This is a genomic window from Spirillospora sp. NPDC048911 (assembly GCF_043198015.1).
Classification (GTDB): Bacteria; Actinomycetota; Actinomycetes; order Streptosporangiales; family Streptosporangiaceae; genus Spirillospora.
Map to the genome: position 1 here is coordinate 654,732 of NZ_JBICUD010000004.1, position 12,517 is coordinate 667,248.

General features: G+C 68.6%; 20 protein-coding genes and 1 pseudogene. 6 read left to right on the plus strand and 15 right to left on the minus strand.

The features are described from left to right. Positions 1-61: 61 nt before the first annotated feature. The 13 genes from ACGFNU_RS21675 to ACGFNU_RS21735 all read right to left on the minus strand — a co-directional run bounded on the left by ACGFNU_RS21675 (position 62) and on the right by ACGFNU_RS21735 (position 4,548). A complete protein-coding gene (locus ACGFNU_RS21675) occupies positions 62-277 on the minus strand; it encodes a hypothetical protein (RefSeq protein ID WP_392596116.1) in 216 nt (71 codons plus the stop codon). Then, on the minus strand, positions 267-584 hold the full coding sequence (locus ACGFNU_RS21680; RefSeq protein ID WP_392596118.1) for a hypothetical protein: 318 nt from the start codon (positions 582-584) through the stop codon (positions 267-269). Before ACGFNU_RS21680 ends, ACGFNU_RS21675 begins: the two co-directional genes overlap by 11 nt. Continuing rightward, on the minus strand, positions 577-1,020 hold the full coding sequence (locus tag ACGFNU_RS21685) for a hypothetical protein (RefSeq protein ID WP_392596119.1): 444 nt from the start codon (positions 1,018-1,020) through the stop codon (positions 577-579). Before ACGFNU_RS21685 ends, ACGFNU_RS21680 begins: the two co-directional genes overlap by 8 nt. Next, positions 1,013-1,219 (minus strand): hypothetical protein, encoded by a 207-nt coding sequence (locus tag ACGFNU_RS21690; RefSeq protein WP_392596120.1) that lies wholly within the window; start codon positions 1,217-1,219, stop codon positions 1,013-1,015. The genes ACGFNU_RS21685 and ACGFNU_RS21690 overlap by 8 nt, the downstream gene beginning before the upstream one ends. After that, positions 1,216-1,422 carry a hypothetical protein gene (locus tag ACGFNU_RS21695; protein ID WP_392596122.1) on the minus strand — a complete coding sequence of 69 codons (207 nt, stop codon included), beginning with the start codon at positions 1,420-1,422 and terminating at the stop codon, positions 1,216-1,218. The genes ACGFNU_RS21690 and ACGFNU_RS21695 overlap by 4 nt, the downstream gene beginning before the upstream one ends. Beyond that, entirely contained in the window at positions 1,419-1,634 is a 216-nt protein-coding gene (locus ACGFNU_RS21700; RefSeq protein WP_392596123.1) for a hypothetical protein, read from the minus strand. Before ACGFNU_RS21700 ends, ACGFNU_RS21695 begins: the two co-directional genes overlap by 4 nt. Continuing rightward, a complete protein-coding gene (locus ACGFNU_RS21705) occupies positions 1,631-2,095 on the minus strand; it encodes a hypothetical protein (protein WP_392596125.1) in 465 nt (154 codons plus the stop codon). The genes ACGFNU_RS21700 and ACGFNU_RS21705 overlap by 4 nt, the downstream gene beginning before the upstream one ends. After that, the gene (locus tag ACGFNU_RS21710; RefSeq protein ID WP_392596126.1) at positions 2,092-2,454 is read right to left on the minus strand and encodes a hypothetical protein; all 363 of its coding nucleotides are present in this window, start codon (positions 2,452-2,454) and stop codon (positions 2,092-2,094) included. Before ACGFNU_RS21710 ends, ACGFNU_RS21705 begins: the two co-directional genes overlap by 4 nt. Then, positions 2,451-2,804 (minus strand): hypothetical protein, encoded by a 354-nt coding sequence (locus tag ACGFNU_RS21715; protein WP_392596127.1) that lies wholly within the window; start codon positions 2,802-2,804, stop codon positions 2,451-2,453. The genes ACGFNU_RS21710 and ACGFNU_RS21715 overlap by 4 nt, the downstream gene beginning before the upstream one ends. After that, positions 2,801-3,082, minus strand: a complete 282-nt coding sequence (locus ACGFNU_RS21720; protein WP_392596129.1) for a hypothetical protein — start codon at positions 3,080-3,082, stop codon at positions 2,801-2,803. The genes ACGFNU_RS21715 and ACGFNU_RS21720 overlap by 4 nt, the downstream gene beginning before the upstream one ends. A 209-nt stretch (positions 3,083-3,291) precedes the next feature. Beyond that, positions 3,292-3,501: a hypothetical protein gene (locus ACGFNU_RS21725; RefSeq protein WP_392596131.1), complete on the minus strand. Its 210-nt coding sequence runs from the start codon at positions 3,499-3,501 to the stop codon at positions 3,292-3,294. Then, a complete protein-coding gene (locus ACGFNU_RS21730; protein WP_392596133.1) occupies positions 3,498-4,193 on the minus strand; it encodes a phage antirepressor N-terminal domain-containing protein in 696 nt (231 codons plus the stop codon). Before ACGFNU_RS21730 ends, ACGFNU_RS21725 begins: the two co-directional genes overlap by 4 nt. Positions 4,194-4,248: 55 nt before the next feature. Further along, the gene (locus tag ACGFNU_RS21735) at positions 4,249-4,548 is read right to left on the minus strand and encodes a helix-turn-helix domain-containing protein (RefSeq protein ID WP_392596135.1); all 300 of its coding nucleotides are present in this window, start codon (positions 4,546-4,548) and stop codon (positions 4,249-4,251) included. 208 nt (positions 4,549-4,756) lie between these two features. Here ACGFNU_RS21735 and ACGFNU_RS21740 point away from each other — a divergent pair, with 208 nt between their 5' ends. Next, a complete protein-coding gene (locus ACGFNU_RS21740; protein ID WP_392596136.1) occupies positions 4,757-5,329 on the plus strand; it encodes a hypothetical protein in 573 nt (190 codons plus the stop codon). 183 nt (positions 5,330-5,512) lie between these two features. After that, positions 5,513-6,670, plus strand: a complete 1,158-nt coding sequence (locus ACGFNU_RS21745; protein ID WP_392596137.1) for a hypothetical protein — start codon at positions 5,513-5,515, stop codon at positions 6,668-6,670. On the opposite strand, the gene ACGFNU_RS21750 is transcribed toward ACGFNU_RS21745, so the two are convergent. Next, entirely contained in the window at positions 6,667-6,900 is a 234-nt protein-coding gene (locus tag ACGFNU_RS21750; RefSeq protein WP_392596139.1) for a hypothetical protein, read from the minus strand. The genes ACGFNU_RS21745 and ACGFNU_RS21750 overlap by 4 nt on opposite strands. Before the next feature lie 191 nt (positions 6,901-7,091). On the opposite strand from ACGFNU_RS21750, the gene ACGFNU_RS21755 reads away from it, so the two are divergent. Both ACGFNU_RS21755 and ACGFNU_RS21760 read left to right on the plus strand, forming a co-directional pair. Continuing rightward, the gene (locus ACGFNU_RS21755) at positions 7,092-7,655 is read left to right on the plus strand and encodes a helix-turn-helix domain-containing protein (protein WP_392596140.1); all 564 of its coding nucleotides are present in this window, start codon (positions 7,092-7,094) and stop codon (positions 7,653-7,655) included. Further along, positions 7,652-9,052, plus strand: a pseudogene (locus tag ACGFNU_RS21760) (tyrosine-type recombinase/integrase); the annotation flags it as partial. The gene ACGFNU_RS21755 and the pseudogene ACGFNU_RS21760, both read left to right, overlap by 4 nt. 220 nt (positions 9,053-9,272) lie before the next feature. Here the strand turns inward: ACGFNU_RS21760 and ACGFNU_RS21765 are convergent. Next, entirely contained in the window at positions 9,273-10,172 is a 900-nt protein-coding gene (locus ACGFNU_RS21765; RefSeq protein ID WP_392596142.1) for a 1,4-dihydroxy-2-naphthoyl-CoA synthase, read from the minus strand. Positions 10,173-10,264: 92 nt separating this feature from the next. Here ACGFNU_RS21765 and ACGFNU_RS21770 point away from each other — a divergent pair, with 92 nt between their 5' ends. Both ACGFNU_RS21770 and ACGFNU_RS21775 read left to right on the plus strand, forming a co-directional pair. Continuing rightward, complete coding sequence (locus ACGFNU_RS21770) at positions 10,265-11,419, plus strand: AMP-binding protein (protein ID WP_392596143.1); 1,155 nt, start codon at positions 10,265-10,267, stop codon at positions 11,417-11,419. Positions 11,420-11,449: 30 nt separating this feature from the next. Continuing rightward, positions 11,450-12,442: a cation diffusion facilitator family transporter gene (locus tag ACGFNU_RS21775; protein WP_392596145.1), complete on the plus strand. Its 993-nt coding sequence runs from the start codon at positions 11,450-11,452 to the stop codon at positions 12,440-12,442. The last annotated feature ends 75 nt before the right edge of the window (positions 12,443-12,517 follow it).

A 12,517-nucleotide genomic window follows, 5' to 3' on the forward strand; every position in this document is an offset into this window, starting at 1 on the left:
GGGTGGGGCCCCCGGCTCGCTGCGGGCCGAGCCGCCGCGAGTGGGGCGGACTGGGCGGGGCTCACCGGTCCTCCTCGGAGCCGTAGCCGCGCAAGTCGCTGCACGGCCAGTCCTTGCGCTCAGCACGAAGAGCAGTGAGCAAGTCCGGGCCAATGTCTTCGTGGTAGCGCTGGCCGAAGGGGCGGCGATCATCGGGCTGACTGCGATGAACAGCCCAGACGGCGATGCCGATGCCGATGGCGCAGGACCCGAGGGCGTGCAACGGGTCAGTCCACATCGGACGCCTCCCCACCTTTGAGGGCGCGGCGCAGGTCGGGCAGGTGGCTGGCGGCCAGGGCTGCCGCATGCTCGGCGCCGCCGTGGTAGGTGGACGGGTCGCGTACGGCGGCCTCCCACCGGTCCCGCAGCTGCTCGACGCGCTTCACCTGCGCGGCGAGGCGGTCCCGTTCACCCTCGACCGTCTCCAGCGCTTCGAGGACGACGATCGCGTTGCGGATGAGTCGAGTCCGCTCTGCTTTGGCCCCGCGAATGCCCTTCTCCGCCTGCTCGAGGGCGTACATGAGGCGTCGGTAGTTCTCACTCACCGGGCCCCTCCTCGCCGTCGAGGGCGCGGAAGGCATCGTGGAGCCTGGCGCGGATAGCGCCGGGCACGTCGCGAAGGGTGGTGGGGCGGGGAAGCCCGGTCGCTTCACCCACGCTGGTCAGCGCTTGTCTGATCTCAGCCTCACGCTGGTCGCGGTATTCGCGCAGCCCGTCTAGTTCGGCACGGAAGCATCGTGCGCAGCGGGGCAGGCCGGGCACGCAGTACTGCGTGCATGACGGGCACAGGGCGGGCATCTCACCGGCCCCGATGTGGCCAGGCGGGCAGAACGCTGCCAGCTCGGCGCGGAGCCGCTCCACCTCGGCCAGCAGGTCCCGGGCATACGCCTCGACGAGGGAGAGGTAGTCGTCCGACTCCTCCATGCGAGCGATGCGCTCGCGGATCTCGGCGAGGCGCTCGTCGCTCATCGGCTCAGGCATCGGCGCGTTCCTCTCGGACGATGAGGCAGCTACGCGTCGGCGCGCTTTGCAGGCGGGACGGCAGCGAGTTCGATCGCCGGGCCGCCTCCTTGGGGGTCAGCGCCTGCTTGACGGCCTCAGCCACAGCGAGGAGCCGCTCGTAGCCGGCCATGACCACATCGCCGACGGCATGGCGGCGGTTCTCGTAACGGATGCTCATCGCTTCCACCGCCCCGCCCAGTCGCGGTACGGGAGCCAGTCGCCGTCAGCGGCGCTGCTGGGGCGGTGGAGAAGGGTCTTCGCGGCGTCTGCGGAGACCACGCCGCCGGAGGCTTCGATGAGGATGTCAACGGCGGTGCCGAACGAGACCAGGCCGCCGTCGATGGAGTCGTGCAGGAAGCGGATCTTCTCCAGGAGCGTCACGGCGCCACCGCCGGTCCGGCTGGGGTCCACTCGTCGGTGTCGCGGCCACGGCACACCAGCACCGCGTCGCAGTTGCCGCAGAACAGCAGCGCGTTCAACCAGCGGCGGGCGTCGGTTTCGTTGGCGCGCTGGTCCACATGGGTGATCGAGTCATGCGCGGCGGCGTGGCGGACACCCCATGTGGTGTGAGTCTTGGTCAGCGTGACGGTCATGCCGCACCGTCCTCAGCGCCGCGCTCAACAGCGACGACCCAATAGACCCGGTGACCAGCGGGCACCTTGTGGTCGATCACGATGTGGTCGTGTTTGACCTCCAGATACGCGGCATCGGCCGGCGTGTGTCCTCGAGCCGCTGCCTGGTCCGCTGCCTCGGTCGTGATCCACCAGAGGCCGTGCGAGTCGTGGACCGTGATGTCGCCGATCAGCGTTCCATCTGCGTCATCGCGCTTAACCGTGATCTTGTCGGCTACCTGTCCCGTGCGGACGCTGGGCAGGTAGTCACCGAGGCCTTCGTTGCTGGCCATCCACACGTACGACTGTTGGTCACCGATCAGGTTTCGGATTCGATCAGCGACGGCGTCGAGGTTGTCGAGGGTGAGGAACCCGGACCAGTTGCGGCCGGACCGCAGTTGGCGGACGTCCCAGGAGGGCGCGGTCGTCTGCTGCTCGGTCATCGGGTGGCCTCCTGGGCCTGGTTCTGTGCGCGGGACAGGTCACGACCGCGCTCTTGGGCGCGGAAGCGCGTGAGCTCCTCCTCGTGAACCGCGAGCACACGCTCCTCGGCCCGCGCCTGCGCCGTATCGAGCAGGTCGGGGCCGCCGTGCTCACGGAGGAGCCGCAGGGCCGCCGCGCCGCCGTTGTGCCGCTTGACCTGACGGAGCATGCGCTCGGCGAGACCCTGGTGTTCGCACAGCGCCATGCGGCTGCCAGCGAGCAGGTTCATCAGCCGGGAGACGTCATGGGTGCCGGTGACGACGAGCACCACCACCGGGTCTCCGTGGTCGTTGTCATAGGTGCGCGACTCGAAGCTCACCGGGTCACCTCGGCGTCGTCGGCGGGCGGGCAGATGGCGCGGGCAACCGCAAGGGCGGGATTGTGTGGCGAGATGACGGAGCCCGCGTGGGCCTGCATGCTGATCTCGTGGTCGGTGGCGACCTTCTCCAGCCATGCGGCGAGCGGCTCGGCGATGCGAGGCTGGGCGAGTGCGATCCACGCGGAGTCGGCCTCAGTGAGGGTGCCGAGCTTCTGGATGCGATAGCCCCAGACCGGGCCGCCGATCCACAGGTCGTCCTCGTGGTTCTCCCACGCCCGGTCCTTGAAGGCTTTGGCGGCCGTGTCGCGCAGCAGGGACGCGGCGGCGCGCAGTTCCTCGGCCGGGTTCACCGCTTGACCCCAGCGGCCTGGTTGATCGCGCGGGCGACAGCGACGGCCTTGCCCGTGTCCAGCACAGGCTCTATGGCCGCGAAAGCGTCCAGCAGATCGGCGAGAGGCTCAGCCACGCCGGGCTGCATGAGCGTGATCCAGATGGCGTTGTGGCCGTTGCGGATGCCGCCATAGCCCGATCTGATCCGGCCTGCGGCTACCACCTCCGACTCGACGGTCCCCGTCGGGTGGGCGAGCGAGTACACGCCGCTGGTGGCGGCCGCGTCCGGTGAGAACACGGGCGAGCACGTCCACGGACCGTCGGTGGCGTACCTCGCTCGGGTCCGCAGTTCACGGGCTGCGGTTTTCAGTTCGTCCTTTGGCGGCATCGGTGCTCGACCCAGGGCGGCATTACCATCACTCATGTCGGCCGACTCCTTCCTGTTGATCTGGTGTTGTCGGTTCGGCCTGGTCCCGGTCCGGGAGGCACATCCCGACCGGGGCCGATTTACGCTGCGGGGTCCTGCACCTGCTCTGCGCGGTGCGCGGCCAGCCAGGACGGAAAATCCGGGAAGAGCGCGCGCAGGCTCAGCGCGATGTCGTCGGTGGGTGCGATCTCCGGGGCGAGTGCGGCGGCTCGTTCAGCGGCCAGCCACTCCTGGACCTCCCGGTCAGGCATGCCGGGCCGGTACCAGGCAGCAGACTCCACACCGCTCATGACGTGCCCTCAAGTTCGAGCTGGGCGGCGGCAACGTCGACCTCGGTGAGGCCGATCTGCAGGAATCCCCTGGCTTCCAGCCGGGTGATCGTGTCGTAAGCCTTGGCTGCCAGGAACGCGACAGCCGTGGGACTGATCAGCCATGCGGAGCCGGAGAACCAGAACAGGTGGGCGTACTCCTTGCGGGGCGATCCGGTCTGCTTCAGCACCCCAGCTGACCGCAGGGTCCGGGTAAGTGAGACCACTGACAGGTTGATGAAATGACGTTGGCTCAGGACCGCAGCGAGCTCTTCCCATGTGAAGGTCAGAGGTTCGCGGTCATGGAGAACACGCGGGTTGGTGGCTCGGCCCTTGGTCCAGTAGTCATGGATGGCGTCAGCGACTTCGGATTGGTAGGCGATCAGCTTTGGTCTGATCCGCTCTGCGACCTTGGTTTCGTCGATCGTCGCCAGCAGCATGAGAAAGGTCCGGACATCGCAGGTCACCATCTCCCTGCGTTGTACCTGGTCAGGGACCTGCACCCCCCTCAAGTGGGTTGCAGCCCACGAGCGGCGACGCAGCTTTTCGATCTGCCTCCAGTAGTCGACACCCAAGGCTTCGAGCGCTGGCTTGAGAACGATCTCGGGTTGCCCTTGGACGTCGAGCAACAGAATGCGATCGCCGTGGAAGTCGAACGACTGAAGTTCGGTCATGGCCGGCTCCGAGGAGCGGGCTCTTCGAAAGAAGCCCTCCGGTGTTCGATAACGGTCAGCATGCGACCGCCCCACTCACACCCAAAGGGGTTTCGGACGCCACCCCGACCTTGTCGCGTCTGATCGCACGAACGTCGATATCGAGAGCGAAGGCGATGGCGTTCAAGACCTCATCGCTCGCGGGTCGCCGCTCGGCTTCGATGTTGGACAGAGTCGAGTGGGAGATTCCGATCTCCCGGGCGAGTGCGGTGCCAGACCAGCGGCGAATCTGCCGGAACTCCCGAATCGCGAAGCCATTCTGAGGCTTCTGCGGATTCCTGCCTTCGCCGCGCCGCGCTCTCTGTCGCCGGTTCATGAGAGGAGACTAGAGGAAACAGCCCTTTGCCGACAAGCGTCCAGAGGAGACGATCTTTGCGCGTTGGGCTAGTGGAAAAGGTGCAGTCCGGCGTGTCGTTTCGGCCACCTCACGCTGACCTGCACCGATACCCAGAGACCTAGATCACTTGACGCCCCGAAATATTTCCGCGAACATGCAGGCGATGACAGGAGACCAGGAGCGCTAGATGGAGAAATACCCAGACGAAGACTGGGAGCGTCTCGGCCAGCTCCTCAGACTCCGCAGACCCCAACTGAACCAGCGGTACCGCATCAGACGCGTCTTCGCCGAGGACAACCACCTCACCGACAAGACGGTCCAGGAGATCGAGAACGCCTACCGGAAGACCTTCAGCGATGACATGATCGCCGCCATCGAGGTCGCGTACCGACTTCCCCAAGGCGCGATCGAAGAGATCCTCAAAGACTCAACGGTGACGGAGTACCCCCACCACGCAGGAACAGGGTTGCTCAACTTCCCGCCCGAGCCGCCCGCCGCAGACATTCCGCCCGGTGTCAGCCTGCAAGACATAGAGCCGTGGGAACGCGCGATCTGGCTCATCCCCGGCCTCACCGCCGACGAACGCGGCTTCGCGATCGCCTGCGTGCGATGGAGCCGTGACCCCAAGGCCGAACCCGCCATCGATAGCCTCGGCATCCTGATGCTCTTCAAGATGGCCGACCGGATCCCCGAGCTGCTCCCCCAACTGATGGAGCGACTCCACACGCGTCGGGACAACGGACACAGCCAGGCCGGATAGCGCGGCGGAGGCTACCGACGTTTCCCTTCCACGCGCAGGCAACCTCCCCCCGATCCGTCTGTAACAGATCGGTAACAGCTTGCGTGAACGGTCAACATCCCGCCCTGTTGCACCGTCTTCTAATAACAGGCAGCCTCAGCCTCGGCACACAACCACATAGCAACGCACGCGAGGTGTGCCTGCATGTCCGTCGACGACTCCGGCGCCCACCCCATCCCCCACAACCCCGCCCTCGACCACCCCGGCCCCCTCCCCCTGCCGGCGATCCGAGGCCGCGACTGGCTCAACCTCTGGGGATGGCACGCCCGCAAACACCCCGACATGTGGGCCGAACGCGAACGCGACATCGACAACGAGGCCCGCGACCTCCATCTCCAAGCAGCCCGCCGCGCCAAAGTCCCCGCACGGATGCTGCGCGCGCTGCGCCACGGTGACGGCCAATCTCGCCACGACGTGTACATCCGCGGCCAGCGCGTCCAGCTCATCACCAAAACCAGCAGGGAACACCGGCTCACCGTCGCCCAGGAGACCGGCATCTGGGAGGCGCTGCTGCGCGTCATCGACGACATCCAGAGTGCGCCGGCTGCGCCATGTGGGGGGTTCTCCCGCCACCCCGAACTGCCCGCCGAGATCATCGTGGCGAGCTGGGACCGCGACGGCCACCGCTACTACGTGTGCGGCGACGGCGCCGGTGAAGGCCTCCGCGCCAGCCGCCGCAGCATCGGCGGATGGGGCAGCCTCGCCGCGCTACTCCACATCCCGTCCCTGGCCGCCCTCACCCAACGAGCCGCCGAGCTGCTGTCCGGGCCGGTCGCGCAGACCGCGTCGACCGTCGCCGTCGTCGGTGTCGTCGCCACCGCCAGCATCGCCCCCAGCCACCTCACCGACCCGCCGTCCGAACCCGCAGCGACGCCGGCTCCACAGGCCCGAACCGCCGCTGACCCGCTGCTCACCTCGCAGCACATACCACCGCGCCCCGGTCCCGCCGCATCCCCCACCGGCCGCAGCGCCCCCCGCTCAGAGGCGACACCCCGGCAGGCCGCCACCAGCACGCCACCGGACGCCACACCACGCCAGGAACCAAGCCCCGCCGCGACACCACCCCCGGCGCCCTCCCCGAGCCCCTGGTCACCGCCACCGCCCTCTGCCGACCCGCCTGCGCCGGCACCGCCTTCTACGCCCAAGCCGGGCAACGGCGGCAAAGACACACCCAAGACAGCGCCAGGCAAACAGCCCAAAGACAAGAAGCCGAAGAAGACCAAGAAGGCGAAGGTTCCCAAGGGCAAGAAGGTGAAGGTCGGTCAGCAGCCAGCCGAGCGCATGACGCAGCCGACGGACTAGGCAGATTCCTGGGCGAGGCCGAGCGCCTGCAGCAAGGCGGCCCGGGTCACGCGGTACTGGACACCAAGCCGAAGAACATCACACGGGAACTCGCCATTGCGGGCGAGCTCCTGAGCTTTCGTCCGGCCGATACCGAAGCACTTGCCAGCGGTGACGATGTCCACCATGACGGGAAGTTCAAGGACTTCTTCGACGGTCAGCGGTTCGACTATGAGGCCGGTCTTGCTCATGGGGGCGCCCTCTCCAGGGATGTCGGATGGTGTCATGGCGTGTCATTCCGGATGGATGGGGGTTGATCTGAATCAGAATGACACGAAGACGGTGGCGCAGGCAATCGAGATGGGGGTACAGTCCATTCAGATTGGATGGAGGCGGTTGCGTGACGGATGATGCCGGACAGAGTCGAACCGAGCTTGGCTTCATGAGCGAGGACAGCCTCGCCCGCCGCATCGCGTGGGAGATGGACGTCCGCGGCTGGTCCCAGGAACGCCTCGCCAAGGAAATGACCGACGCCGGCCACCCGTTCCACCAGTCCTCCATCTCGAAGATCGTCAAACCGAAGGACGGAAAGCGGCGATCCATCAGCGTCGACGACGCCCTCGGATTCGCCAAGGTCTTCGAGGTCCCTCTCGACGAACTGCTGATTCCACTCGAGGCAGTCTGGGACACCCAGCTGCGCGACGGGCTGACCAGGCTCGCGGCCCTCCACCACCAGCGTGAGGCGATCGACCGGGAGGCGGCCGGGCTGGTCACCCAGGTCGTGAAACTCGCGCAGGCCGCCGGCGAGCAGCACTTTGACCGGCACCTGGACGCGGCCAGCGCCGCCGAACGACGACGGTTCCTCGACGAGATGCACCGGTGGGGGCAGCGCCTCATGAGCCAGGTCAACGCCGGCGTCCTTGAGGGAGTCACCGACGAGGAGGCCCTCGACCGGCTCCGCCGCATCACTTTCGGCGAGCGCCTCGATCGAGGCGACCGGGCATGAAGGGCTCCACCTACAAGCGCTGCAAATGCCGCGACGCCGACGGCAAGGAACTCGGCCAGGCCTGCCCCAAGCTGCGGCGCAAGGACGGCTCTTGGAACCCGCGGCACGGCACCTGGTACTACCGGCTCGAACTGGAGGCCGGCCCGAACGGCAAACGCCGCACGCTGCGCCGCGGCGGATTCGCCTCGGAGACCGAGGCGCAGGCCGGGATGGACGAGGCCAAGGCCAAGGAAGCCCGCGGCGGCAACGCACAAACCAAGATCCTTGTTGGTGAGTACCTTGACCAGTGGCTCAAGGACCATCGCACGATCCGCGCCAGCACCCGTCGCCGGTATTCCACCCACATCCGCAAGTACCTCCGGCCCCATTTGGGGCATCTTGAGCTGGACCGGCTGCGGGTCAAACACCTCAACGACATGTTCGACGCGATCGCAGCGGAGAACCCCGTCATCGCCGCTGCGGCCGACCTGCGCCGCGAACTCCGCCACGCCGCCCGGCACGCCAAGCAGGAGCGCGACAACGCCGCCCACCAGGAGATCCTGGACAAGATCGCGGAGCTTCCCCCGTTCCGCCGTCAGGTGGGACCGGGAACCATGGGGCAGATCCGCGCCACCCTCCGGAAAGCACTCTCCGATGCCGCAGCCCAGGGCTACATCACCGTGAACTGGGCGAAACTCGTCCAGCTCCCCGCCTACAAGCCCCCCAAGGCGCTGGTGTGGACTGACGTCCGCACCACAGCCTGGCAAGCCGAGTACATCAAGGCACTGGGAGCGGCGGGCGAACCGGCAGACAGCCGATCAGTGCGCGCGTTCAAGATCTGGAAGAGCGTGCCGAGGCCGTCCAAGGCGATGGTGTGGACTCCCGACCAGACCGGCGCGTTCCTCGACTCGATCGCCGAGCACCGCCTGTACGCGCTGTTCCACACCATGGCATTCACCGGCATCCGCCGCGGGGAGGCGTGCGGGCTGCGCTGGCCCGAGGTCGACCTTGAGGGACTGGAACTGGCGATCAGCATTCAGCGGGTGAACATCACCTACGACGAGGTCGAGGAGACCGCCCCCAAAAGCGATTCCAGCGACGACGCCATCCCGATCGACGCAGGCACCGGCAAGGCGCTCCGGGCGCACCGATCGAGGCAGAAGCAGGACCAACTGGCCTGGGGGCGTGAGGCCTGGGTCGCGTCAGGGCGGGTGTTCACCCGCGAGAACGGCGAGCCGCTGCACCCCGACAACGTCTCCGACCTGTTCTTGCTGCTGACCTTCCGGGCCGGGCTGCCGCCGATCCGGCTCCATGACCTGCGGCACGGTACCGCGACGCTGATGCTCGCGGCCGGCGTCGACATGAAGCTGATCCAGGCTCAGCTGCGGCACGCCTCCATGCAGTTGACGTCCAACACCTACACCAGTGTGCTGCCCGATCTGGCGCGCGAGGCCGCAGAGGCGGCCGCGGCGCTGGTGCCGCGGGCCGCCTCGAACGGGGGTGCCGGAACTTTCGGGCTCCCCTTGGGCTCCCCACGGGAGAGCGCACCCAAGAGGAGCCCGCGTAAATCAGCTCAGCACCAGGTCAAGGGCCAAGAATCCGATTCGGCTGACGAGCCAGAATCGGAGGGCGAAGATATTAGTAGTACCACGGGAAACGCGACCAATCGGGGTCACGCTTCTCTAGGAAGGAATCACGGCCCTCGGCGGCCTCATCGGTCCCGTAGGCGAGCCGGGTCGCCTCGCCCGCGAACACCTGCTGCCCCACCAGACCGTCGTCGACGAGGTTGAAGGCGAACTTGAGCATCCGCTGCGCCGTCGGGCTCTTGCCGTTGATCTTGGCGCCCCACTCCAGCGCGGTCCGCTCCAGCTCCGCGTGCGGCACGACCGCGTTGACCATGCCCATCCGGTGCGCGGCCTCGGCGTCATAAGTGTCGCCCAGGAAGAAGATCTCGCGGGCGAACTTCTGTCCGACCTGGCGGGCCAGGTAGGCCGAGCCGAACCCGCCGTCGAAGCTGGCGACGTCGGCGTCGGTCTGCTTGAAGCGGGCGTGCTCGCGGCTGGCCAGGGTCAGGTCGCAGACGACGTGGAGGCTGTGGCCCCCGCCGGCTGCCCAGCCCGGCACGACGCAGATGACGACCTTGCCCATGGTCCGGATCAGTCGCTGCACCTCCAGGATGTGCAGCCGCCCCGCGCGGGCCGGGTCGATGCTGTCGGCGGTCTCCCCCTCGGCGTACTTGTAGCCGTCCTTGCCGCGGATCCGCTGGTCGCCGCCCGAGCAGAAGGCCCAGCCGCCGTCCCTCGGCGACGGCCCGTTGCCGGTGAGGAGCACGCAGCCGACGTCGCTGGACATGCGGGCGTGGTCCATGGCCCGGTAGAGCTCGTCGACCGTGTGCGGCCGGAAGGCGTTGCGCACCTCGGGCCGGTTGAACGCGATGCGGACGGTCCCCTGGTCGACCGCCCGGTGATAGGTGATGTCGGTGAAGCCGAACCCCTCGACTTCCTTCCACGCGCCGCTGTCGAACAGCTCCGAAACCATATGATCCTCTTCCGTGTCGCGCCGCTCCGCCCCCAATTCAACGGCACACCGATATGAACGTGTTCAGCGGGGTCGATTAGGCTGATCGCATCATGGACCGCCGCCTGCACGCCCTCGTCCTGCCGCCGGGGCCCCGCCTGTTCGAGGCGCTGGCCGCGGCCCTGGACGGCACCGGCCCGGCGATCTGCCCGATCTCGCCCGACCTGCCCGAGACAGCGCTCCACGACCTGCTGAACGCGCTGGCACCGCACGCGATCGAGACCGAGGACGGCACGCGTCCCGTCACGGGCACCCCCGTGGCGGATGACACCGCCGTGCTGATCGCGACCTCGGGGTCCACCGGCACGCCCAAGATCGCCGAGCTGCCGGCGGCCGCGCTGCTCGCCTCGGCGGCCGCCACGTTCGCCCGGATCGGGGCCGAGCCAGAGGACCGCTGGCTGTGCTGCCTGCCCACCAGCCACATCGCCGGCGTCCAGGTGCTGGTCCGGTCGCTCGCCGCCGGCACCGAGCCGGTGATCCAGCCGCGCTTCGACGTGACGGCGGTGGCGGGCGCCGATGTGGCGCATCTCTCCGTGGTCCCCACGCAGCTCCGCCGGCTCCTGGACGCGGGCACCGACCTGTCGAAGTTCCGTTCCGTCCTGCTCGGGGGCGCCGCCGCTCCCCCGGACCTGCTCGACGCGGCCCGCGAACGCGGCGCGCGCGTCTTCACCACGTACGGCATGAGCGAGACCTGCGGCGGCTGCGTGTACGACGGCGTGCCGCTGGACGGCGTGCGCACGGCCATCGGGGCGGACGGGCGCATCCGGCTCGCCGGGCCCGTCCTGTTCAGCGGATACCGGCTGCGGCCACACGCCACCGCGGCCGCACGGGACGGCGACTGGTTCGTCACCCAGGACCTCGGCGTGATCGAGGACGGGCTGCTGCGCGTCCGCGGCCGCGCCGACGACGTGATCGTCACCGGCGGGGAGAAGGTCGTCGCGGGCGAGGTCGCCGCGGCGCTGGTCCGCCATCCCCAGGTCGCGGACGTGGCGGTCGTGGGCCGGCCCGACGCCGAGTGGGGCCGGCGGGTGACCGCGGTGGTCGTGCCCGCCGGGCGGGCGCCCGGGCTCGCCGAACTGCGCGGCTGGGTCCGCGAGACCCTGCCCGCCTACGCCGCGCCGCGCGAGCTGGAGCTGGTGCGGGAGATACCGCTGCTGCCGTCGGGAAAACCCGATCTGGAGACTCTCCGGCGCCCCGGTCCACGGTGATCCCGGCCCGGCGTGGCACGCTGGGTCTCTATGGCCGAGGAGCAGCAGGAGAGCACGCTGACGGTGCTGCTGGCGTTCGGTGCCAACCTGGGCATTGCCATCGCCAAGATCGTCGCCGCGGTGATCACCGGTTCGGCGTCCATGGCGGCGGAGGCGGCGCACTCGATCGCCGACACCTTCAACGAGGTGCTGCTGATCGTGGGGCTGCGCCGCAGCGGCCGCCCCGCCGACCGGCGGCATCCGCTCGGCTACGGCAAGGAGCGCTACATCTGGACGCTCCTCGTCGCCGTCGCGATCTTCGGGATGGGCGCGCTGTTCGCCTTCTACCAGGGCGTCGAGACGTTCCTGGGGCATCCGGCCGCGGAGTCCGACCCGCTGGTCGGCTACGTCGTGCTGGCGGTCGCGTTCGCCCTGGAGGCCGTCTCCTGGCAGCAGGCGCTGCGGCAGGTCCGGCGGGACGCCCGGGACGAGGGCCTGCCGGTGATCAGGTACATCCGGCGGACCGACGAGCCCACCTCGATCAGCGTGCTGCTGGAGGACTCCGCCGCCCTGCTCGGGCTGATCTTCGCGGCCGCGGGGCTGGGCCTGCACCAGCTCACCGGCTCGGCCGTCTGGGACGGCGTCGGCTCGATGATGATCGGCCTGCTGCTGACGGCGGTCGCGCTGATCCTCGGCCGCATCAACCTCAACCTGCTGATCGGCAACCAGGCCGATCCCCGGCTCGTCCACGACGTCCGGGAGCTGCTCGCCGCCGCCCCGGAGATCGAATGGGTGGTCGACATCGTGACCATGACGGTCGGCGCCGACCGGGTCCTCGTCTGCGCCCGGCTGGACTTCCACGACGCGCTGACCGCCGGTGACGTCGAACGGGCGTGCGTGCGGATGTCGCACGAGCTGCGGGACGCCCATGGGGAGATCGACGAGGTCTTCCTCGAGCCGGTGCCCCGTGACGATCCCGAGCTGCGGGACCGCGTGATCGCCCGGTATGGTCAGCGGCAGGCCCCCGGAGCCGGCCCGTCCTGAGGCCCGTCTCCGCCCCGGGTCATGCGGAACCCGAGAAACCTTCAAAACGTGAAACCGGCGCCCCGCAAGGGGATT